Annotated in this window: 16 protein-coding genes; 1 reads left to right on the top strand and 15 read right to left on the bottom strand. The window is 64.2% G+C overall.

Going from position 1 to position 20,426, the window contains the following annotated elements; all coding sequences use genetic code 11:
- Nucleotides 1–58: 58 nt before the first annotated feature.
- Nucleotides 59–1,684 (bottom strand): iron ABC transporter permease, encoded by a 1,626-nt coding sequence (locus Q3Y64_RS09515; protein ID WP_303561709.1) that lies wholly within the window; start codon nt 1,682–1,684, stop codon nt 59–61.
- Between the two features lie 92 nt (nt 1,685–1,776).
- On the opposite strand from Q3Y64_RS09515, the gene Q3Y64_RS09520 reads away from it, so the two are divergent.
- Nucleotides 1,777–2,835 (top strand): ABC transporter ATP-binding protein, encoded by a 1,059-nt coding sequence (locus Q3Y64_RS09520; protein WP_303561309.1) that lies wholly within the window; start codon nt 1,777–1,779, stop codon nt 2,833–2,835.
- Nucleotides 2,836–2,931: 96 nt separating this feature from the next.
- Here the strand turns inward: Q3Y64_RS09520 and pdxH are convergent, their stop codons facing one another.
- From pdxH to Q3Y64_RS09590, 14 genes are all read right to left on the bottom strand, one after another.
- Nucleotides 2,932–3,525 carry a pyridoxamine 5'-phosphate oxidase gene (gene pdxH / locus Q3Y64_RS09525; protein ID WP_303561312.1) on the bottom strand — a complete coding sequence of 198 codons (594 nt, stop codon included), beginning with the start codon at nt 3,523–3,525 and terminating at the stop codon, nt 2,932–2,934.
- 36 nt (nt 3,526–3,561) lie between these two features.
- Nucleotides 3,562–6,633: an efflux RND transporter permease subunit gene (locus Q3Y64_RS09530; RefSeq protein WP_101940442.1), complete on the bottom strand. Its 3,072-nt coding sequence runs from the start codon at nt 6,631–6,633 to the stop codon at nt 3,562–3,564.
- A 10-nt stretch (nt 6,634–6,643) separates the two neighbouring features.
- The gene (locus Q3Y64_RS09535) at nt 6,644–7,702 is read right to left on the bottom strand and encodes an efflux RND transporter periplasmic adaptor subunit (protein WP_303561316.1); all 1,059 of its coding nucleotides are present in this window, start codon (nt 7,700–7,702) and stop codon (nt 6,644–6,646) included.
- A 122-nt stretch (nt 7,703–7,824) separates the two neighbouring features.
- Nucleotides 7,825–8,253: a hypothetical protein gene (locus Q3Y64_RS09540; RefSeq protein ID WP_143707313.1), complete on the bottom strand. Its 429-nt coding sequence runs from the start codon at nt 8,251–8,253 to the stop codon at nt 7,825–7,827.
- A gap of 170 nt (nt 8,254–8,423) precedes the next feature.
- A complete protein-coding gene (locus Q3Y64_RS09545; protein ID WP_303561319.1) occupies nt 8,424–12,347 on the bottom strand; it encodes a DUF3683 domain-containing protein in 3,924 nt (1,307 codons plus the stop codon).
- 175 nt (nt 12,348–12,522) lie between these two features.
- Entirely contained in the window at nt 12,523–12,879 is a 357-nt protein-coding gene (locus tag Q3Y64_RS09550; protein WP_101940446.1) for a RidA family protein, read from the bottom strand.
- Nucleotides 12,876–14,690: a protein-disulfide reductase DsbD gene (dsbD, locus tag Q3Y64_RS09555; protein WP_303561321.1), complete on the bottom strand. Its 1,815-nt coding sequence runs from the start codon at nt 14,688–14,690 to the stop codon at nt 12,876–12,878. Before dsbD ends, Q3Y64_RS09550 begins: the two co-directional genes overlap by 4 nt.
- Nucleotides 14,687–15,010, bottom strand: coding sequence for a divalent-cation tolerance protein CutA (gene cutA / locus Q3Y64_RS09560; RefSeq protein WP_303561323.1), 324 nt, complete (start codon nt 15,008–15,010; stop codon nt 14,687–14,689). Before cutA ends, dsbD begins: the two co-directional genes overlap by 4 nt.
- 29 nt (nt 15,011–15,039) lie before the next feature.
- Nucleotides 15,040–16,908 (bottom strand): sensor histidine kinase, encoded by a 1,869-nt coding sequence (locus Q3Y64_RS09565; RefSeq protein ID WP_101940449.1) that lies wholly within the window; start codon nt 16,906–16,908, stop codon nt 15,040–15,042.
- A gap of 101 nt (nt 16,909–17,009) precedes the next feature.
- Nucleotides 17,010–17,795, bottom strand: a complete 786-nt coding sequence (locus Q3Y64_RS09570) for an ABC transporter permease (protein ID WP_101940450.1) — start codon at nt 17,793–17,795, stop codon at nt 17,010–17,012.
- A complete protein-coding gene (locus Q3Y64_RS09575; protein ID WP_101940451.1) occupies nt 17,788–18,717 on the bottom strand; it encodes an ATP-binding cassette domain-containing protein in 930 nt (309 codons plus the stop codon). Before Q3Y64_RS09575 ends, Q3Y64_RS09570 begins: the two co-directional genes overlap by 8 nt.
- A complete protein-coding gene (locus tag Q3Y64_RS09580; RefSeq protein ID WP_303561327.1) occupies nt 18,717–19,325 on the bottom strand; it encodes a glutathione S-transferase in 609 nt (202 codons plus the stop codon). Before Q3Y64_RS09580 ends, Q3Y64_RS09575 begins: the two co-directional genes overlap by 1 nt.
- 117 nt (nt 19,326–19,442) lie before the next feature.
- Nucleotides 19,443–20,099 carry an alpha/beta hydrolase gene (locus tag Q3Y64_RS09585; RefSeq protein WP_303561329.1) on the bottom strand — a complete coding sequence of 219 codons (657 nt, stop codon included), beginning with the start codon at nt 20,097–20,099 and terminating at the stop codon, nt 19,443–19,445.
- Complete coding sequence (locus tag Q3Y64_RS09590) at nt 20,096–20,407, bottom strand: ferredoxin (RefSeq protein WP_101940454.1); 312 nt, start codon at nt 20,405–20,407, stop codon at nt 20,096–20,098. The genes Q3Y64_RS09585 and Q3Y64_RS09590 overlap by 4 nt, the downstream gene beginning before the upstream one ends.
- Nucleotides 20,408–20,426: the final 19 nt, after the last annotated feature.

A 20,426-nucleotide genomic window follows, 5' to 3' on the forward strand; every position in this document is an offset into this window, starting at 1 on the left:
TCATTCTGGGTGACAGAATGAGCTGCCGAAAGCGCCGACTGCTGCGGAAAACCGGCGTTTATTGAGCCCTGCCGATGCGCCGTGAGAGCAGGATCACCGGCAACAGGCCAACGATCACAATGGCCAGCGAAGCCGTTGCAGCTTCGGTGAGGCGCTCATCTGACGCGAGCGTGTAGGCCTGGGTGGCGAGGGTGTCGAAGTTGAAGGGGCGCATCACCAGGGTGGCGGGCAGCTCCTTCATCACGTCCACAAACACCAGCAGGCCTGCCGTGAGCAGGCTGCCGCGCAAGAGTGGCCAGTGCACCCGGGCGAGTGTGGTGGCGCGGCCGGCGCCGAGGCTGCGCGCGGCTTCGTCCATCGACGGAGTGATACGTGCCAGCCCGGTTTCCAGGGTGCCCAGCGCCACGGTGAGGAAGCGCACCAGGTAGGCGTAGATCAGCGCAGCAAGACTGCCGGTCAGGAGCAGGCCAGGGTTGCTGCCGGTGGCCGAATGGATGAACGCGGCAAGCACATGATCCAGACGTGTCACCGGAATCAGGATGCCCACTGCGATCACCGCGCCGGGCAGGGCATAGCCGAGGCCGACCAGCCGGTTGAGGCCAACCGGCAGGCGCGAGCGGCTCATGCGTGCGGCGTAGGCGAGCAGCAGCCCGAGCAGCACTGCGCAGGCGGCGGTGAGCCCGGCCACCAGCAGACTGTTATGCACCAGCTCCAGATAGCGGCTGCCCAGTTGCGCATCGCCCTCGCGAAAGGCCATCTGCAGCAACAAGTAGCCCGGCAGCAGGAAGCCCCCAGCCAGCGGCACAAAACAGGCGAGGCCCGCCAGCGCGGCGGCCAAGCCGCGCAACTCGGCACGCCGGCCGGGACGGGCGCGCTGGCCAGCAGTATGGCGGGCACGTCCGCGCGAAGCCTTTTCCAGCAGCAGCACCAGGGCCACGCAACTGAGCAGGGCCGCGGCAAGCTGGGCGGCGGCAAGGCGGTCACCGAGCGAATACCAGGCGCGGAAGATGCCGGTGGTGAAGGTCTGCACCGCGAAATAGGACACCGTGCCGAAGTCCGCCAGCGTTTCCATCAGCGCCAGGCTCACGCCGGCAACGATGGCCGGCCGCGCCAGCGGCAACGAGATGCGCACGAAGGCCGCCCAGGGGCCCAGCCCGGCACTGCGCGCGGCCTCGGTGAGGCTGCCAGCGCGGGCCAGAAAGGCGGTGCGGGCCAGCATGTAAACATAGGGATACAGCACCAACGTGAACATCGCACAGGCGCCGCCGACGCTGCGGATATCCGGGAACCAGTAATCGGCACGGGTCCACTGGAAGGTTTCTCGCAGCCAGCTCTGCAGCGGGCCGACGAATTGCAGGAAGTCGGTGTAGACGTAGGCCAGCACATAGGCCGGGAAGGCCAGCGGCAGGATCAGCGCCCACTCGAAGACGCGCCGGCCCGGGAACTCGGTCATCGTGGTAAGCCAGGCGCAGGCCACGCCGATCACCGCCACGCCGGCACCGACGGCCACCACCATGATCGCGGTATTGAGCGCGAACTCGGGCAACACGGTTTCCAGCAGATGCACCCAGGTCTCGCCGGTGCCGCCTGCAAACACGCTGCCGGCCACCACCACCACCGGCACGGCGAGGATCAGCGCGCACAGCCCCCCGATCAGGGTGAGCGGGCTGAAGGAGGAACGCAGGCGCGGGAGGAAAGACTGCACGGGCGTGGTGCCGGTAGAGAGGAGTGTCGAGATTATAATGATTCTCATCTGACTCGCCCTGATTGCTGCACATGCCCGCACCCGTCCTGCAAACCCGTGATTTGCGCCTCGCCTACGGCAGGCATGAAGTCGTGCGTGGCCTCGGTTTCGAGCTGGCGCCCGGCGCCATCGCCTGCCTGCTGGGGCCTTCGGGTTGCGGCAAGACCACGGTGTTGCGCGCGATTGCAGGTTTCGAGCGCTTGCTGGGCGGCGAAATTCACTTCGAGGCGCGTCTGATCGGCAGTGCCGACACCCACCTGGCACCCGAAGCGCGCGGCATCGGTATGGTGTTTCAGGATTACGCCCTGTTCCCCCACCTCTCCGTGGTCGCCAACATCAGCTTCGGCCTCGGCAAGCTGGCACGGCCGGCGCGCGAAGCACGGGTCGCCGAAATGCTCGAACTGGTCGGCCTCGCCAGCGAAGCACAGAAATTCCCGCACGAGCTCTCCGGTGGCCAGCAGCAGCGCGTAGCCCTGGCCCGCGCCCTGGCCCCTCATCCGGCGCTGGTGTTGCTGGATGAGCCTTTTTCGAATCTGGACAGTGAGATGCGCGAGCGCCTGTCGCTGGAAGTGCGCGACATTCTCAAGGCAGCCGGTACCGCCGCCATTCTGGTTACCCACGATCAGCACGAAGCCTTCGCCATGGCGGACGAGATTGGCGTGATGCACGAAGGGCGCATTCAGCAATGGGCCGATGCCTGGCAGCTCTACCACCGGCCGGCGAACCGCTTCGTAGCCGATTTCGTCGGCCAGGGCGCCATCGTGCAAGGCGTGGTGCGCGATCCGGCCACGGTGGAAATCGAACTCGGGCGGCTGAGTTCGAACGTACCGGTAGAGTGCTGCCATGGCAGCCGCGAATGCGTGGTGGACGTACTGCTGCGCCCGGACGACATCGTGCATGACGACAGCAGCCCGCTGCAGGCCATCGTGGCCCGCAAGGCCTTCAAGGGTGCCGAAATCCTCTACACCCTGCGCCTGCCGAGCGGCGCGGAAGTGCTGTCACTGGTGCCCAGTCACCACAACCATACGATTGGCCAGCCGATCGGCATCCGGTTGGATGTTGAGCAGGTAGTGACCTTCCCGCACGCTTGAGCTTTCTAGGGGCGGTCGTCTTGGGGCCGACTTCAGTCGGCCTTGCTACCTATATTGTGCGACTGAAGTCGCACCTACGAAAACGTTCGGTGCCGCTCAGGGAAACAGCACGCTGGTGTCCCAGCCGCCGTCTTCTGTCGGGCGATACACGATGCGCTCGTGGAGGCGGAAGGGCTTGTCTTTCCAGAACTCGATCTTGGTCGGCACGATGCGGAAGCCGCTCCAGAACTCCGGGCGCGGGATTTCGCTGATGCCGAATTTCAGCGCGTACTTGGCCACGCGCTGCTCCAATTCGAAGCGACCTTCCATAACCTGCGACTGCTTCGAGGCCCAGGCACCGATGCGCGAATCACGCGCGCGGCTAGCGTAGTAGGTGTCGGCCTCTTCCTTGCTGACAGGCTCCACGTTGCCTTCGACGCGCACCTGGCGTTTGAGTGACTTCCAGTGGAAGCACAACGCTGCCTTGGGATGCGCCGCCAGTTCATGCCCCTTCTGGCTCTCCAGATTCGTATAGAACACGAAGCCGCGCTCATCGAAACCCTTGAGTAGCACCATGCGCACCGAGGGCATGCCGTCCGGCCCGACCGAGGCGATGGACATCGCGTTCGGATCATTGGGTTCGCTTTTTTCGGCCTCGGACAGCCATTGCTGGAAGAGTTCGAAGGGCGTGGTGTGCAGGGTGTGGCTCATGGCGAATCCTTGCTGCAGAGGTCGTATTGTGACGGATCAGGCACGCTTGCGGCGCAGCACCTGGAGTGCCCACAGGCGTGCGTCATCCACGTAGGTGAATAACACCGGGATCACCAGCAGGCTCAGGAAGGTGGAGGTGATCAGGCCACCGATGATGACGATGGCCATCGGCGCGCGAAAGCTCGGGTCGGTGCCCATGCCGATGGCGATCGGCAGCATGCCGGCCCCCATCGCCACGGTGGTCATCACGATCGGGCGGGCGCGCTTGCGACAGGCATCCAGCAGGGCGTCGAGCCGGCCCAGGCCGTGATCGCGGCGGGCCATGATCACGTATTCGACGAGCAGGATGGAGTTCTTGGTGGCAATCCCCATCAGCATGATCATGCCGATCATGGCCGGCATGGTCAGCGCGTTGCGGGTCACGAACAGCGCCAGGATCGCCCCAGGCACCGACAGCACTAGCGCAGCAAGAATGGTGACCGGCTGCACGAAATCCTTGAATAGCAGGATCAGCACGATGTAGATGCACAGCACGCCGGCGCCCATCGCCATGCTGAAGCCGGTGAACAGCTCGCCCATCGCTTCGGCATCGCCGAAGGCGGTCTGGGTCACGCCCGGTGGTAGTTGCCGCACGCTAGGCAGCTTCTGCACCAGCGCTTCAACTTCGCCAAGCGGCTGGCCGTTGAGCTCGATCTCGAAGTTCACGCTGCGGCGGCGATCGTAACGGTTGATCTGTGCCGGGCCGCCATCCAGCGTGATGCTGGCGACATTGGCAAGACTGACCGGGCCGCGTGCACCGGGCACATTCAGACGCGAAATCAGGTCTAGATCCTGGCGCGCCGAATCCCGCAGCTTGACCATCACCGGCACCTGGCGCTGGGCAAGGTTGAGCTTGGCCAGCGACTGATCGTAATCGCCCGCCAGTGCCACGCGCAGGGTGTCGGCGATGGCGGCAGCACTCACACCGAGGTCAGCGGCGCGCGCGAAGTCCGGCCGGATCACCAGCTCGGGGCGCACCAGACTGGCATTGGTGGTGATCGCACCAATGCCGGGAATGCCGCTGCGCATCTCGCGCTCGATCTTGCGCGCCTGCTCCAGCAACACTTCGCCATCGTCCCCGGCGAGCGACATCTGGTACTTCTCGCTGGAGCCACCGAAGCCGACCTTGATGCGCACGCCGGCAATGTCCTGGAGTTGCTGCCGGAAGTCGGCCTCGATGTCCTGCTTGCTGATCCCGCGCCGCTCGCTGCGCGCGCTGAGATTGATGGTCAGCGTGGCCTTGCCAACTTCCGCCGCGCCTTTGGGCGCGAAGGGGTCTGCCCCCGAGGCGCCGCCCCCGATGGCGGTGTAGACCGACTTCACTTGCGGATGCTTGCGCACCACGGCCTCGGCCTGCGCCACGACGCTCTGGGCTTGCACCAGCGTACTGCCCGGCGGCAGAGTCAGCATCACCTGGGTCTGCGGCAGATCGTCCGGCGGCATGAAGCCGGCTGGCAACAGCGGGGTGAGGCCGATCAGCACACCGAAGAAGAACACGATGGTGATCACGGCTGTTTTCACGCGGTGAGCCAGACACCAGTCGGCCAGACGCATGTAGAGACGCTCCCAGCGCGCCAGCTCATGCCCGGGGGTATCGGCGCGCAACAGGTAGGCCGCCATCATCGGGGTGAGCATGCGCGCCACGACCAGCGAGAAGAACACCGAGATCGCGGCGGTCCAGCCGAACTGGACAAAGAACTTGCCGACCACGCCGGTCATGAAAGCGGTGGGCAGGAACACCGCGATCAGGGTGAAGGTGGTGGCAATCACCGCCAGGCCGATTTCGTCCGCCGCTTCCATCGCCGCCTGATAAGGCGTCTTGCCCATGCGCAGATGGCGGATGATGTTTTCGATCTCGACGATGGCGTCATCCACCAGGATGCCGACCACCAGCGAGAGCGACAGCAAGGTCACCACGTTGATGGTGAATCCCATCAGGTACATCACCGCGAAGGTCGGGATGATCGACAGCGGCAAGGCGGTGGCGGAAACCAGGGTGGCGCGCCAATCGCGCAGGAACAGCCACACCACCAGAATTGCCAGCAGTGCGCCCTCGTACATCAGGTTCAGTGAGCTGTCGTAGTTGTCGATCACCGGATTGACGAAGTTGAAGGCCTCGGTGATGGCAATGTCCGGATGGCGTTCGCGCAATTGCTCGAGCTGTTTGCGCGCACCGTTCATGACGTCGACTTCGCTGGCGCCCTTGCTGCGCACGATCTCGAAGGCCACCACCGGCTGGCCGTCCAGGAGCGCTTGCGAGCGGCGCTCGGCGATGGTGTCGCTGACGTTCGCAACTTCATCCAGGCGCACGCTGCGCCCATCACTGAGCGGAATCTCGATGGCGGCCAGTTCGGTCGCGCTCTGCACGGTGGCAATGGTGCGCACCGATTGCTCGGCGCCCCCCAGGTCGGTACGCCCACCGGAGGCTTCCTGCTGCACCTGACGCAGCTGGCGCGAGATCTCGGCGGCGGTGGCGCCCAGCGCCAGCATGCGGTCCGGGTCCAGTTCAACGCCCACCTGGCGCGTCACCCCGCCGACGCGGCTGACCGCGCCCACGCCCTTCACCGAGAGCAGCGAGCGGGCGACGTCGTTGTCCACAAACCAGGACAGGGCTTCCTCGTCCATGCGTGAGGAGGCCACGGTGTAAGTCAGGATCGGCGTACCGGCGATGGACGAGCGGGCGATCACCGGATCGCGCATGTCGCCGGGCAGATCCGAGCGGATCCGCGACACGGCGTCGCGCACGTCATCGGTGGCTTCCTGGGTCGGCTTTTCGAGCCGGAATTCGATGGTCACCGAGGCCGTGCCATCCTGCACCAGGGTGTAGATATGCTTCACGCCCTGAATCGCGGCCACCGAATTTTCGATCTTGCGCGCGATCTCGGTTTCCATCTGTGCCGGCGAAGCGCCAGGCAGGCTGGCGGTGACGACGACCATCGGCAGATCGATGTCCGGCATGTTCTGGATCTGCATCGCACGGAAGCTCAGCAGGCCGCCCAGGGTGAGCAGCACGAAGAGCAGGATGGCCGGAATCGGATTGCGGATCGACCAGGAGGAGACGTTGAACATGGACGGCCCCTCAGCGTGCTGCGGCCGGTGCTACACGCACCAGATCGCCATCCGCGAGAAAGCCCACGCCACTCACGACCACCTGGCTGCCCGCCTCCAGCCCGGCACTGACTTCCACCCGCTCGCCCTGGCGACGCCCCAGCGTGACCTTGGTCTGCAGCACCCGGCTGTCCGTGCCGAGCCGGAACACATAGGCAAAGCCGTCGCGCAGCAGCACTGCGCCCTGCGGCAGCGTCAGCACTTTCTGGACACCCAGACGGATTTCACCGCGCGCAAACATGCCGGGCCGCGCTTCACCCCGTGTCTTGATGTCGGCATAAACCAAGGCGTTGCGGGTCTTCGGGTCCACGGTCGGGGCGAGTGCGCGCACCGTGGCCGCAATCGGTTCGCCACTGGCCGGGAAGACCTGTGCCGTCATGCCCGGCTTCACCTTGGCCAGATCGGCCGCGGGCAGCTCGGCGCGCCATTCGAGGCGGTCCTGACGAATCAGGCGGAACAGCTCCTGGCCAGCCTGGAGCACAGCGCCGAGAGTGGCGCTACGAGCGGAAATCGTGCCGTCATCGGGCGCCCGCACCACCGTCTTATCCATGCGCAACTGATCCGCGCGGAGCTTGGCCTTGAGCACCTCGACTCGGGCCTGGGCAGTCGCCTCACTGGTGATGTAGCGATCCACCTGCTGGGCGCTGAAAGTGCCACTGTCCTTGATCTGGCGGGCACGATCGGCGTTGGTCTTGGCCTCGAACAGGGCGGCTTCGGCCTCGGCCAGACTGGCCCGGCTCTGTGCCAGCTCAGCCTCCACCACATCGCGCTGCATGCGAGCCAGCACCTGACCGCGCTTGACGTGATCGCCCACGTTCACCGCCACCTCGTCGAGGCGCAAGCCGCCAATCTCGGCGCCAATGATGGCTTCCTGCCAGGCCGCAATGCTGCCGTTGGCGGTGATCTGGGTGGACCACTCCTGCGCCTGGGGGGTGACCAGGCTGACCGTCAGCGCGGGCTTACCAGCCGGCTGGGCAGCCGCTGAAACAACGTGAACAAGGGCGATGCAGGCAAGCAGGCGGAAAGACATGATGGCAGCGGATCAGCAGATGAAGAGGAAAGCCCGAGCAATCCGCTCGGGAATGCCATGCTGCCGTAAAACAGCGCCACTGTCATGCCTGCTGGATGACAGGAGGCAATGTGCTTATTAGCTCAGAAACCGAGGCAGCGCATGACCTCTGGCGACACGCGCTCGAAAGCCATCTCGGGGATTCCCAGCTCATACACCGAGCCACTGTGGGTACGCACGCGGCGGGTCAGCGGATCGAATGCGGCAATCGGGCTGGTGCGGCCCTTGGGAATCTGCACAGCCGAGCCCACGATGTGATTCGGGGTAATGGCTTCGATGACACCACGCACCAGCACCAAGCGCCAGTTGTCGAGGCGCATCGGAGCAGGAGGCTGAGACAGACAAACGGTGGGGATGGCCGGTAGATCGATCGGCCCGTTAGCCGCCAAGGCGGCCGGCGTCGTAAGGGCCAGAGTGGCCGGGTACTCTTCTTTATTCGCGAAAACCTCGTAGCCCTCGAGATCGAAGCAGGTCGTAGTCAGGGCATCGTCATTGCGGGTTGCGTGCTGCATGGCTTCATCCATAGATACGGTAGCGGACTGATTCTACGAAGCCGTGCCGGCCTTGCCGGCCTGCCGAAAGGGCAGTTTGCGAGGTTTTGCCCGAGGGGACAGGCACCAAGCAAAAGGCCCGTGTGACAAAAGTCACACGGGCCTTCTTGATGACACTCGTTTGTAGAGGCTTAGAGCAGCACGCGCTCAATGCCACCGGTATTGGCCTGTTGCACATAGGTGGGCAGCCAGTCCGGGCCGAGGATGTTCTTGGCCAGCTCGATCACGATGTAATCGGCGTCGAGCTTTTCAACATCTTCGTTGTAACGCTGCAGCCCCTGCAGGCAGGCGGGGCAGGAAGTGAGCACCTTCAGATCACCTTCGAAGCCATCCGCGCGGAGCTTGTCTGCGCCTTTCACCAGCTCTTCTTCCTTGCGGAAGCGCACCTGGGTCGAGATGTCCGGGCGGGCCACGGCCAACGTGCCGGATTCGCCGCAGCAGCGGTCCGACTTCTCGATCTTGGCCTGACCGGCCACACCGGTAATCAGCGCATTCACCGTCTTGAGCGGATCCTGCTGCTTCATCGGGCTGTGGCAGGGGTCGTGATACATGTAGCGGGTGCCACTCACCCCTTCCAGCTTCACGCCCTTCTCGAGCAGAAATTCGTGGATGTCCATCAGGCGGCAGCCCGGGAAGATCTTATCGAATTCGTACTTGGTGAGCTGATCGAAGCAGGTGCCGCAGCTCACCACCACGGTCTTGATGTCGAGGTAGTTGAGGGTGTTGGCAACGCGATGGAAGAGCACGCGGTTGTCGGTGGTGATCTTCTCGGCTTTGTCATCCTGACCCGAGCCGCGCTGCGGATAGCCACAACACAGATAGCCCGGCGGCAAAACCGTCTGCACGCCGACGTGATAGAGCATGGCCTGGGTGGCGAGACCCACTTGCGAGAAGAGTCGCTCCGAGCCGCAGCCCGGGAAGTAGAACACGGCTTCCGAATCGACCTTGGTCTTCTGCGGATCGCGGATCACCGGCACGACGTGATCGTCCTCGATGTCGAGCAGCGCACGCGAAGTCTTCTTCGGCAGGTTGCCCGGCATCTTCTTGTTCACAAAGTGGATCACCTGCGCCTTCAGCGCTGGCTTGCCCAGCGAGGCCGGTGGCTGCTTTGTGCTGCCCTTACTGAACGGCCGCAGCAGATCCACACCCAGACGCTGCGCCTTGTAGGCCCACTCGATCGACACCTTGCGCAGGAACTTGATCTTCTCCGGCGAGGTCGTATTGAGGAAGGCCATGGCCAGCGTCTTGGCCGGGTTGAAGCTCTGTTTGCCCATCTTGCGCAAGAGGCTGCGCATCGCCATCGACACGTCGCCGAAATCGATATCTACCGGGCAGGGCGTGTAGCACTTGTGGCAGATCGTGCAGTGGTCGCCCACGTCCTCGAATTCTTCCCAGTGCTTGATCGACACGCCACGCCGCGTTTGTTCCTCGTACAGGAAGGCCTCGATCAGCAGAGACGTGGCGAGGATTTTGTTGCGCGGCGAGTAGAGCAGGTTGGCGCGCGGCACATGCGTGGAGCAGACCGGCTTGCACTTGCCGCAACGCAGGCAGTCCTTCACCGAGGCCGAGATCGCGCCGATGTCGCTCTGCTGCATGATCAGCGACTCGTGGCCCATCAGGTTGAAAGAGGGCGTGTAGGCATTGCGCAGATCGGCGCCGGGCATCAGCTTTCCGGCATTGAAGCGCCCTTCCGGGTCAACCTTCTGCTTGTAAGCGTGGAAGGGTGCGAGCTCTTCTTCGCTGAGGAATTCATATTTTGTAATGCCGATGCCATGCTCGCCGGAGATCACGCCGCCCAGCCCGCGCGCCAGATGCATGATGCGCTCGACCGCCGCGTACGCCTCCTGCAGCATGGCGTAGTGATCGGAGTTCACCGGCAGGTTGGTGTGCACATTGCCGTCGCCGGCGTGCATGTGCAGGGCCACGAACACGCGGCTGCGCAGCACTTCCTTGTGGATCGCCTCCATGCGCTCGATGATCGGGCGGTAGGTGTTGCCTTCGAAAATCTCTTCGATGGCGGCTTTCAGCTCGGCCTTCCACGAAATGCGCACGGAATAGTCTTGAACGCGATGGAACAGGCGCAGTTCGTCGGCCCGGTTTTGCAGCGGGCCGGCGTTGATGCCCAGCTCTGCGAACTTCGCTTCGGCCTCACTCAGCGGCAGATCGAGGTTTTCCAGCAGCCAGGTCCAGCGGCTGCGCACGGTAGCGATGGCATCCAGCACGCGCACGCGGCGGTCGCCGATCAGCTCGTCTTTTTCCAGCGCCGATTCCGTGGCGCGTAGCGGCAGATTGCCACGGAAGAAAGTATCCAGTGCTTCGACCAGCCGCAGCTTGCTCTTGATCGAGAGTTCGATATTGATCCGCTCGATGCCATCGCAATAATCGCCCATGCGCGGCAGCGGGATCACCACGTCTTCATTCACCTTGAAGGCGTTGGTGTGCTTGGCGATTGCGGCGGTGCGCGAGCGGTCGAGCCAGAATTTCTTGCGCGTCTCGGCGGTAACGGCGATGAAGCCTTCGGCACCGCGCGCATTGCACAGACGCACCACTTCGGAGGCGGCCTGCGCCACGGCGTTCTCGTCGTCGCCGACGATATCGCCGATCAGCACCATCTTTGGCCGGCCGTGGCGCTTGGCTTTCGTCGCGTAGCCGACAGCCTTCACGTAACGCTCGTCGAGGTGCTCGAGGCCGGCCAGCAGCACGCGCGCATCGCCCACCTTGGGCAGGCGCTCAATGAAGTCCTTGATCTCGACAATCGCCGGCACGGCTTCACGCACCTGGCTGAAGAATTCCAGGCACACCGTGCGGGTGTGCGGCGGCATCTTGTGCAGAATCCAGCGTGCACTGGTGATGATGCCGTCGCAGCCTTCCTTCTGGATGCCGGGCAGGCCGCCGAGGAACTTGTCGGTCACGTCCTTGCCGAGGCCCACCTTGCGGAAACGCTCGCCGGGGATGGTCAGAAATTCTTCGCCAAGCAGCTTCTTGCCATCGGCATCAAAACGCTTCAGGCGGAACATCACTTCGGCCTGATCGTGGATCTTGCCGAGGTTATGGTTCAGGCGTTCGACTTCCAACCAGTTGCCGTCCGGCGTGACCATCTTCCACGAGGCGAGGTTGTCCAGCGCCGTGCCCCACAGCACGGCCTTCTTGCCACCGGCGTTCATGGCGATGTTGCCGCCGATGCACGAGGCATCGGCCGAGGTCGGATCGCAGGCGAAGACCAGACCGGTATCGTCGGCCAGATCCATCACCCGGCGCGTGACCACGCCGGCGCCGGTGAAGACTGTGGCGTAAGGCTGCTCCACGCCGGGCAGTGAAGTATTGAAATCCACCTTGCCGATATCGATCAGCTTCTCGGTGTTGATAACCACCGAGTTCGGTGTGAGCGGCACGGCGCCGCCGGTATAGCCGGTGCCGCCGCCACGCGGGATGATGGTGAGGCCCAGCTCGATCGAGCTACGCACCAGATGGCCGATTTCCTCTTCGGTATCCGGGTAGAGCACCACGAAGGGGAATTCGACGCGCCAGTCGGTCGCATCGGTGACGTGGGCGACGCGAGCATAACCATCGAAGGCGATGTTGTCGCGGCGGGTATGGCGTGAGAGCAGCTTCAGTGCCTTGGCGCGTAGCGCGGCGGTGCGCTCGAAATGGGCTGCGAAGGCGTCCACTGCCTTGTTGGCGGCGGCGACCAGCAGGCCCACTTTCTCGCTGCGATCCACATCTTCGGTTTGCGAATCCAGGCGCCGCTTCTCGACTTCACGCAGGCGATGGCGCAGGGCTTCGAGCAAGGCCTTGCGGCGGCCCGGATTATCGAGCAGATCGTCTTCCAGATACGGGTTGCGCTGCACCACCCAGATATCGCCGAGCACTTCGTAAAGCATGCGTGCGGAGCGACCGGTGACGCGCTCGGCGCGCAAACTATCCAGCACGGCCCACATCTCGGCGCCCAACAGGCGGATCACGATCTCGCGATCGGAAAACGAGGTGTAGTTGTAAGGAATCTCGCGCAAACGCACGGGCGGCTGGGCGGTCACGAATTCTGGGGCGAGTTGCATGGCTGGGGACGCTTTTCTGTGGCCTGCCGGGGGCGGCAGACCCTCCATTTTAGGGCTTCGGGGGGGCAAACGCGACCCGTAGCTGAGTGCGGGTTTGGGCAAACATGAACGTGAAGGAGGGCTGTAGGGCGGACTTCGGTTCGCTACCACGCTCGGTGTGCGACTGAAGTCGCACCTACGCGCCCTGTGCCGCCATCACCGCAATCTCCACCCGCCAGCCTGGCCGGGCCAGCGCGGCCACCTGCACACAAGCCCGCGCCGGCGCGCTACCGGCGGGCAACCACTTTTCCCACACCTCGTTCATACCCGCGTAGTCAGCCATGTCGATGAGGTAGATGGTGGCCATCAACAGCCGGCCCTTGTCCGAACCAGCGGCTTCCAGCGTGGATTCAAGCAGAGCCAGCATTTCGGCGGTCTGGCTGCGGATATCACCTTCCTCCGAGGCGGGTACTTCGACAGCCTGCACCAAGCCCTTGAAGATCGTGGCGTCGGCATAGCGGGCCGCCGGATTGAGGCGTTCGATATCGCTCATGGGTGGCCTTTCACGTTTTGCAAGATTTTGCCGAAGCGCTCCGGTGCCATGAAGCCGATCACCCGGCTACCCGCCACTTCCTTGCCGGCCGGCGCAAAGAACAGAGTACCGGGCGGGCCGAAGAGGCCGAAGCGTTTGAGCAGTTCGCGGTGCTCGGGCAGATTGGCGGTGACGTCTGCCTGCAGAAGCGTGAAACCGGCGAGCTGGGCCGCGATGGCCGGGTCGGCGAAGGTCTGTTGCTCCATTTTCTTGCAGCTCACGCACCAGTCGGCGTAGAAGTCGAGCATCACCGGCCGGCTACTGGCGGCGATGCGCGCATCCAGCTCGGCGCTGCTGTTGATGCGCTCGAAGCGCGGTGCGGTATTTTCACAGGCGGCTGCCGTGCTGCAGCCGCTGAGGCCAGACAGAGGCTGCAGCGGATTGCGGCTGCCGGCCAGCGCGCCGATGAAGATGGCGGCGCCGGCGAGCAGCAGCAGAATGCCCGAGGCCTTGAACAGACGTTGCAGCGGCTTCGCATCGGGCGGCAGGCTATCCAGCGCATGCAGGAAAATGCCGCCAACCAGCAGCAGTGCGGCCCAGCCAAGCATGGGCAGAAGCGGTGGCAATACCGGGGCGACGAGATACAGCGCAGTGGCCAGCAACAGGAAGCCGAAGAAGCGCTTGACGCCTTCCATCCAGGCGCCGGGTTTGGGCAGGAAGCGGCGCGCGGCTACGCCAACCAGGATCAGCGGTGCCCCCATGCCGAGGCCCAGCATGAACAGGGCAAGGCCGCCGAGCAGGGCATCGTGCGTCTTGGCGATATAGAGCAGGGCGCCGGCCAGCGGGGCGGCAACGCAGGGGCCCACAATCAACGCCGAGATGGCGCCCATGATGGCGAGCTGGCGGGCCGAGCCGCCATGATGATGAGCGCTGGCGGAGAGCTTGTGCTGCCAGCGCGCCGGCACTTGCAACTCGTACACACCGAACATGGCCAGCGCGAGAACCACGAAGAGCAGCGCGAAGGCACCGAGCACCCATACGTTCTGCAGCCAGGCGGACAACAGCTGGCCCGAGAAGGCCGCGGCGACTCCAGCCGCAGCATAGGTGGCGGCCATCCCCAGCACATAGGCACTGCACAGGAAGAAGGCCCGGCGCTGGCTGATCTTGTGGCCGTGGCCGACGATGATGCCGGAGAGGATCGGCAGCATCGGCAGGGTGCAGGGCGTGAAGGAGAGCAACAGGCCGAAGCCGAAGAAGCTGGCAAGGATCAGCAGGAGGTTGCCGCCGTCGAGCAGACCAGAGATGCGCTCCTCTTCAGGCGCAGACACCGCGGCGGAAGCGGTTTCCTGTGCCCCCGGCGATGGAGTTTCAAGCGCGAGCAGCGAGGCGCCGGAGGGCTTGCTCACCTGGCTCATGGTGGCCGGGTGAAGCTCGATCGGCACTTCGCTGGGCGGGTAGCAGATGCCGAAATCAGCGCAGCCCTGGTGGCTCACGGTGAGCACTGCGCCCTCGCCCACCGCCTGATCCAGTGGCAGGGTGAAGACCACGCCTTCACGATAGACCGGCTGTTTGCCGAAGAACCGGTCTTCGTGGGGCAGGCCCGGTGGCAATGCGATCTTGCCCAGCGTCGCCGGAGTGCCGGCCAGCGCGAAGCCGAGCTTGGACTGATACAGGTAGTAGCCGGGCTCGATCTGGAAACGCACTTCAATCGTGCGTTCATCGAGCAGGCTGGCGGCAAGGCGATAAGCTTGCTCCGGTGGCAGCGGTTCGGGCTGGGCGGCATGGCCAAGCAGGCTTGCACACAGCAGCAGGAGGGTAAACAGGGCTTTCATGCCGTTTCCTGAACAAGCCAAGCGAGGTAAGCCGGCAGGCCGGCAGCAATCGGCAGGGCAATGATTTCCGGGACTTCGTAGGGATGCAGCGAGCGCAGCGCGCTTTCAAGCTCGGCGTAACGCTCGGCCGTGCTCTTGATCAGCAGCGGTACTTCGCTGGCGGTTTCGACCTTGCCCTGCCAGCGATACACCGATTGGCAAGGCGCGAGGATGTTGACACAGGCGGCGAGCCGGCGTTCCACGAGCGCCTGGGCGATCGTGTGTGCACAAGTGGTATCGGGTACGTTGCAAAGAATCAGCAGGGCATCGGTGGCAGGCATGGCGGCAAGCTTACCAGCGCCACCGGCCGCTAGGCGTCGTCCGCGACCTCTTCGCGCTGCGGTGCGATGCGCGGCAGCTCAAGCCTGAAGCTGGCACCCTCGCCCTCGGTGGAACGCACGCTGATGCTGCCGCCCAGGATGGTGGTGACGAGACGGTGGGTGATCGACAGGCCCAGCCCGGAGCCGCCGCGGCCCAGGCGGGTGGTGAAGAAGGGGTCGAAGATGCGCGGCAGGTGTTCGGCGGCAATGCCACGACCGTTGTCGCTGACCACGATCTCCAGCCGCTCAGTGCCGACGGCGCGGGTTTCGATGCTAACCGTACCGTGGTCTGCACCATCGAGGCCGTGCAGGATGGCGTTCTGGGTCAGGTTGCTGATGACCTGACCGAGCGGGCCGGGATAGCTGTCCATGGCAATGCCGGGAGCCAGATCAACGCGCAGCTCGATCGGCTTGTGCTTGAACATGGGCCTCAAGGTGCTGAGGATGTCACCCATGGCACCGGCCAGATCAAAACCGCGGCGGCGCTCGGAAGCCTGATCCACCGCGACCTGCTTGAAGCTGGTGACCAGCTCGGCCGCCCGCAGCAGGCTTTGCGCCACCAGGTCTGCACCGGTGTGCTGATCGCCGAGAAAATCGAAAAGGGCCTGCTTGGTGATCGGCTCACGCCGGATGCGTTCCGAGAAGTCACGCACCTGATCCTGCAGAGCCGTGCTGACCGTCAGTGCATTGCCGATCGGGGTATTCAGCTCATGCGAAATACCCGCCACCATCGAGCCCAGCGAGGCCATGGTTTCAGCATGCACCAATTCGTCCTGCGTCTGCTGCAGGGTCTCAAGGCTGCGCGCCAGCGACTGGTTGGCTTCAGCGAGGCTGCGTGTGCGCTCGGCCACGTGTTCCTCGAGCTTTACATTGAGTTCGCGCAGGCGGGCCTCAGCTTCGCGCTGCTCGGTGATATCGATGAAAGCCGCAAACACACAGCGCTCGCCCTCGTAATTGATCACCTCGCTGCTGGCGAGGAAATAGCGAATCAAACCATCGCGCAGGCGAAAACGCGTCAGCCGATTGCTCATGCGTCCGGCCGCACTGAATTCGGCAATCCATTCCTCACGCTCCTCCGGCGTAACCCAGATGCCCAGATCCAGCGAGTTACGGCCGCGCAACTCCTCGCCGGTCCAGCCGCCAATCTTTTCCCAGGCCGGATTGACCTCCACATAGCGCCCGGTGCTGAGTGAGGTAATGCTCACCGGCACCGGGTTCATGAAAAAGAAGGTGGAGAACTTCTCCCTGGCCTGCTGCATCTCGCGCACCTGATCGGCCAACTGTTCCCCGAGTTGCTTCTGGCGACTGTAATGGCCTTGCAAGGTGTGGGCGATCCGGCTGGCAATGACGGAGCCAGTGATAATGCAGAAGGCATAGCTGGCCCAGAAATTGAGCGCCGAGCGGGGTTGCTGCTGGGGCCAGAAAATGCCGTCCAAACCCGCCATCAGGCCCAGCGCGCTGAGCGCGAAGAGGCCCAGAGCGAGCGTCTCGCGCTGGCGGCCGGACCAGGCACTGAGCATCACCACAACCGGCAACAGCGCCGCAATCGGGCTGCGGATGCCGTTGACCAGCAGACACTGCAACACGATCAGGCCCGTAAAGCCCCAGGTGAAGGTCCGCCGCGCCACGGCTGACGGATAGTGTTCCAGCAGAAGAAGCGACACCCCACACAGCAGTGCCAGCCCGAATACCACCGCCCAGCCCAGTGGCTGCGGCTGTTCGTTACCCAGAACGACCAGTAGACCGAGACCGACGCCCAGACTCAGGGTGAGCAGAATGATCATGCGCAGCAGGCCGGTGGCCTGTCGCGCAAGCAGCTCCTCGTCTGAATCGCTTCCGGACTCCTGGGGTAATTTCATGATCGAGACAGATTAAGCAGCCCTTCGGGCCAGCCCCGGCAAGGCACCGGCCCGCTGATTCTGAGGGCCGGCAGCCCAAGTGCACTTGCCCTTGCGGGCAATCAGCGCAGCAGGCGACGACGCATCAGGGCTCTGGCTAGCGCCATGCCGATCAGGGCGTATGCAGACAGCACCAGCACATGCAGCCAGAGCCCATCCGTAGCTCCGCTCAGCAGCAGTGGCCGGATCGCCCCGATGGCATGCCCCAGCGGCAGCACCAGCGCCGCGCCCTGCACGAAGGCCGGCAACTGTTCCAGCGGGAAGAACACCCCGCAGAGCATGGCCATCGGGCTGATGAAGAGCGTGAACCAGTACATGAAAAAGTCATAGCCCGGCGCCAGCGCCGTGGCGATATAGCCGATGCCGGCAAAACACAGACCGGTGAGGAACACCAGCGGCAGCGCAGCCAGCGCATGCGTCCAGGGCACCAGCCCGAAGAGGCTGATCACGATCAGGATGGCGCCGCCCGAGAACAGCGATTTGGTCGCCGCCCACAGCCACTCGCCGGCCATCACATCGTCCAGCGAGAGGGGTGCGTTCATGATCGCCTCCCAGGTTTTCTGCTGATGCGCCCGTGCGTAGCCGGAATAGAGCGCCTCGAAAGTGGCGGCGTTCATGGTCGAGAAAGCCACCGTGCCAGTGGCAAGGAAGCTGATATAGCTCACGCCATGCACCTGCGGTAGCAGGGCGCCCAGACCCAGACCCAGACCCAGCAGGTAGATCAGCGGATCGGCCAGATTGCCGAGCAAGGAAGGGATCGCGAGGCGGCGCCAGACGTCGGCATTACGGCGCCATACTGACAGGGCGCGACGCGGGGAGAGATCCAGTGGAACCAGGAGTTTACTCATCCCGCATCTCCCGTCCGGTGAGCTTGAGGAACACATCTTCCAGATTGGCCGGGCGGTGCAGGGTACGCAGGCCGCCCTGGGCGGCAAGGTGGGCGAGCAGGGCTTCGGGGTGCTCAAGGTAGCAGAAGGCGGTTTCGCCACTCACTTCGAAGCGGCTCGCAAACTCACCGGCATGGGCTGCCGCCCAGGCCGCCGCACCGCCTTCATGGCCCTGCCACTCACCGAAGACTTCGACGACCTGCGGCTCGATGTGGGCCGCAATCACTTCGCGTGGCGTGCCCATGGCGATGATCTGGCCGCGATCGAGGATGGCGATGCGGTGAGCGAGGCGCTCGGCTTCGTCCATGAAATGGGTGGTCAGGAAAATTGTCTTGCCCTGCGCGATGAGGCCCTTGAGGCGATCCCAGATCAGGTGGCGGGCCTGCGGGTCCAGCCCGGTGGTGGGCTCATCCATGATCAGCAGATCCGGGTCGGCAACCAGCGCGCGGGCCATGGTGAGGCGGCGCTTCATGCCGCCGGAGAGCGACGGCACTTTCGCGTCGGCCTTGGCCTCCAGCCCGGCGAAAGCCAGCAGTTCGGGCACACGTGCCTGTGCCGCCTCCCGGCTCAAGCCGAAATAGCGCGCAAAGGTGAGCAGGTTTTCGGTGACCGTGAAATCCGGGTCGAGGCTGTCGCTCTGCGGCACCACGCCGACCTTGGCACGCGCTTCGCGGGCACGGGCCGGTACCGGCAGGCCGCAGAGTTCGATGCTGCCGGCGGATGGCTCGGTGTGCCCCAGCACGCAGCGCAGGGTGGTGGTCTTGCCGGCGCCATTGGGGCCGAGCAGGGCGAAGCATTCACCAGGCTGAAGCTGAAGGCTGATGCCACGCACCACCTCCAGCTCACCATAGTGTTTGTGCAGGTTTTCGATGAGCAGCGGCATCAGGCGACGGGGATGGTCTTTTCGAAACTCGGCCGGGCCAGCACGCGCGCGGTGTGGGCGGCGAGCGCCGGGCGGCTGCTACGCCAGTCATAAGCGGGGAAACGGAAGTCGATCCAGGCCAGACCACAGGCCATCGCGATGTCCGCGCGGCTGAACTGGCCGCCGTACAGGAATTCATGGCTGCCCAGACGCGCTTCGACAGCATCCAGGCCTCGCTCCATCTTGCCACGCTGGCGTTCGATCACTGCGGCATCCTGTTTTTCGACGGCGCGGCGGGTTTCGAGCAGCCACACCACGGCAGCATCGGTAATGCCATCGGCCAACGCTTCGAGCTGCTTCACGCGCAGGACTTCGAGCGCGTCAGTGGGCAGCTCGGGCGGATACACACCGAGGGTTTCAAGGTAGTCGGCGAGAATCGGCGAATCGAAGAAGATCTCGCCGGTATCCGTCACCAACGCCGGCACCTTGCCGAGCGGGTTGAACTCCGCCACATGATTACCTGGCTCCCACGGGGAATCATTCACGAACTCGAAGGGAATGCCTTTTTCGAGCAGCAGCACGCGAATCTTGCGCACATAGGGGCTGGTAAGGGAACCGATCAGCTTCATGATGTTGCTCCGTTCAGGATTGTTCAGGAGATCAAGCGTGAGTCGCACGTAGGTGCGGCTTCAACCGCACGCCATACGTGGAGGCCGACTGAGGTCGGCCTACAGGATTACTGTTGTTCAGTGGCACTCGCAGGAGGAGCGATTAATGATGTCCTTCAGGCAGTGCAGGCGACCGTGGAAGAAGTGGTCTGCGCCGGGCACTACCACGACCGGCACATCGAGTGGCTCGGCCCAGGCCAGCACATTGGCGAGCGGTACGGTTTCATCCTTGGACCCGTGGATCACCAGGCTGTCCGGGCTGACAGCCTCGGTCGCGTACTGGCGAGCACCTTCGACAAACCCGGCGGCGGTGCCGACGAGAATCAGGCGTTTGGCGGCCTGCCCGGCGTCGCTCAGGCGCTTGGCGACCCGGGTCTGGACGAAAGCGCCGAAGGAGAAACCGGCCAGCACGGTGGGGCGGTAGGCATCCAGGTTCCAGCGCGCATGGGCCCAGTCGAGCACGGCGAGCATGTCTTCGGTCTCGGCACCACCATTGTCGTGTGTCCCTTCCGATTTGCCGACACCGCGAAAGTTCGGTCGCAGCGCGACGTAGCCCAGATCGCGCAGGGTACGGGCCAGGGTGTGCGCCACCTTGTTGGTGTTGGCGCCGCCGAACAGCGGGTGCGGATGACAAACCAGCGCAATGCCCCGCGGGGCCTCGGGCGCATCGATCAGCAGCTCGATGGCCCCGTCCGGGCCTGCGATCAGCTGGGCTTCAGTAGGCAGGGCCTTCATACCTTCAGGCGCTCCACGATGCGGCCGTTCTGCAGGTGCTCGCGAATGATCTCGTCGATGTCTTCCTTATCGACGAAGGTGTACCAGGTGCCCTCCGGATAGACGACCAGCACCGGACCATCATCACAGCGGCCGAGGCAGCCGGATTTGTTGATACGCACCTGGCCCTTGCCGGACAGGCCCAGTTCCTTGACGCGCTCCTTGGCATAGGTCTGCAGCTCGCTGGCACCATGGGTGTTGCAGCAGGCATCGGGCGCTGCGCGCTGGTTGCAGCAGACGAAGACGTGATGGGTGAAATACTGGCTCATGGCGGGGGCGCTCGTTTGT

This window comes from Uliginosibacterium sp. 31-12 (genome assembly GCF_030548425.1).
Taxonomy (GTDB): Bacteria; Pseudomonadota; Gammaproteobacteria; order Burkholderiales; family Rhodocyclaceae; genus Uliginosibacterium; species Uliginosibacterium aquaticum.

What these genes read in the sequence shown, in the direction of transcription:
- Q3Y64_RS09520 (WP_303561309.1), top strand. Translation starts at nt 1,777, where the DNA reads ATGCCCGCACCCGTCCTGCAAACCCGTGATTTGCGCCTCGCCTACGGC.
- pdxH (WP_303561312.1), bottom strand. Translation starts at nt 3,525, where the DNA reads ATGAGCCACACCCTGCACACCACGCCCTTCGAACTCTTCCAGCAATGG.
- Q3Y64_RS09530 (WP_101940442.1), bottom strand. Translation starts at nt 6,633, where the DNA reads ATGTTCAACGTCTCCTCCTGGTCGATCCGCAATCCGATTCCGGCCATC.
- Q3Y64_RS09535 (WP_303561316.1), bottom strand. Translation starts at nt 7,702, where the DNA reads ATGTCTTTCCGCCTGCTTGCCTGCATCGCCCTTGTTCACGTTGTTTCA.
- Q3Y64_RS09540 (WP_143707313.1), bottom strand. Translation starts at nt 8,253, where the DNA reads ATGCAGCACGCAACCCGCAATGACGATGCCCTGACTACGACCTGCTTC.
- Q3Y64_RS09545 (WP_303561319.1), bottom strand. Translation starts at nt 12,347, where the DNA reads ATGCAACTCGCCCCAGAATTCGTGACCGCCCAGCCGCCCGTGCGTTTG.
- Q3Y64_RS09550 (WP_101940446.1), bottom strand. Translation starts at nt 12,879, where the DNA reads ATGAGCGATATCGAACGCCTCAATCCGGCGGCCCGCTATGCCGACGCC.
- dsbD (WP_303561321.1), bottom strand. Translation starts at nt 14,690, where the DNA reads ATGAAAGCCCTGTTTACCCTCCTGCTGCTGTGTGCAAGCCTGCTTGGC.
- cutA (WP_303561323.1), bottom strand. Translation starts at nt 15,010, where the DNA reads ATGCCTGCCACCGATGCCCTGCTGATTCTTTGCAACGTACCCGATACC.
- Q3Y64_RS09565 (WP_101940449.1), bottom strand. Translation starts at nt 16,908, where the DNA reads ATGAAATTACCCCAGGAGTCCGGAAGCGATTCAGACGAGGAGCTGCTT.
- Q3Y64_RS09570 (WP_101940450.1), bottom strand. Translation starts at nt 17,795, where the DNA reads ATGAGTAAACTCCTGGTTCCACTGGATCTCTCCCCGCGTCGCGCCCTG.
- Q3Y64_RS09575 (WP_101940451.1), bottom strand. Translation starts at nt 18,717, where the DNA reads ATGCCGCTGCTCATCGAAAACCTGCACAAACACTATGGTGAGCTGGAG.
- Q3Y64_RS09580 (WP_303561327.1), bottom strand. Translation starts at nt 19,325, where the DNA reads ATGAAGCTGATCGGTTCCCTTACCAGCCCCTATGTGCGCAAGATTCGC.
- Q3Y64_RS09585 (WP_303561329.1), bottom strand. Translation starts at nt 20,099, where the DNA reads ATGAAGGCCCTGCCTACTGAAGCCCAGCTGATCGCAGGCCCGGACGGG.
- Q3Y64_RS09590 (WP_101940454.1), bottom strand. Translation starts at nt 20,407, where the DNA reads ATGAGCCAGTATTTCACCCATCACGTCTTCGTCTGCTGCAACCAGCGC.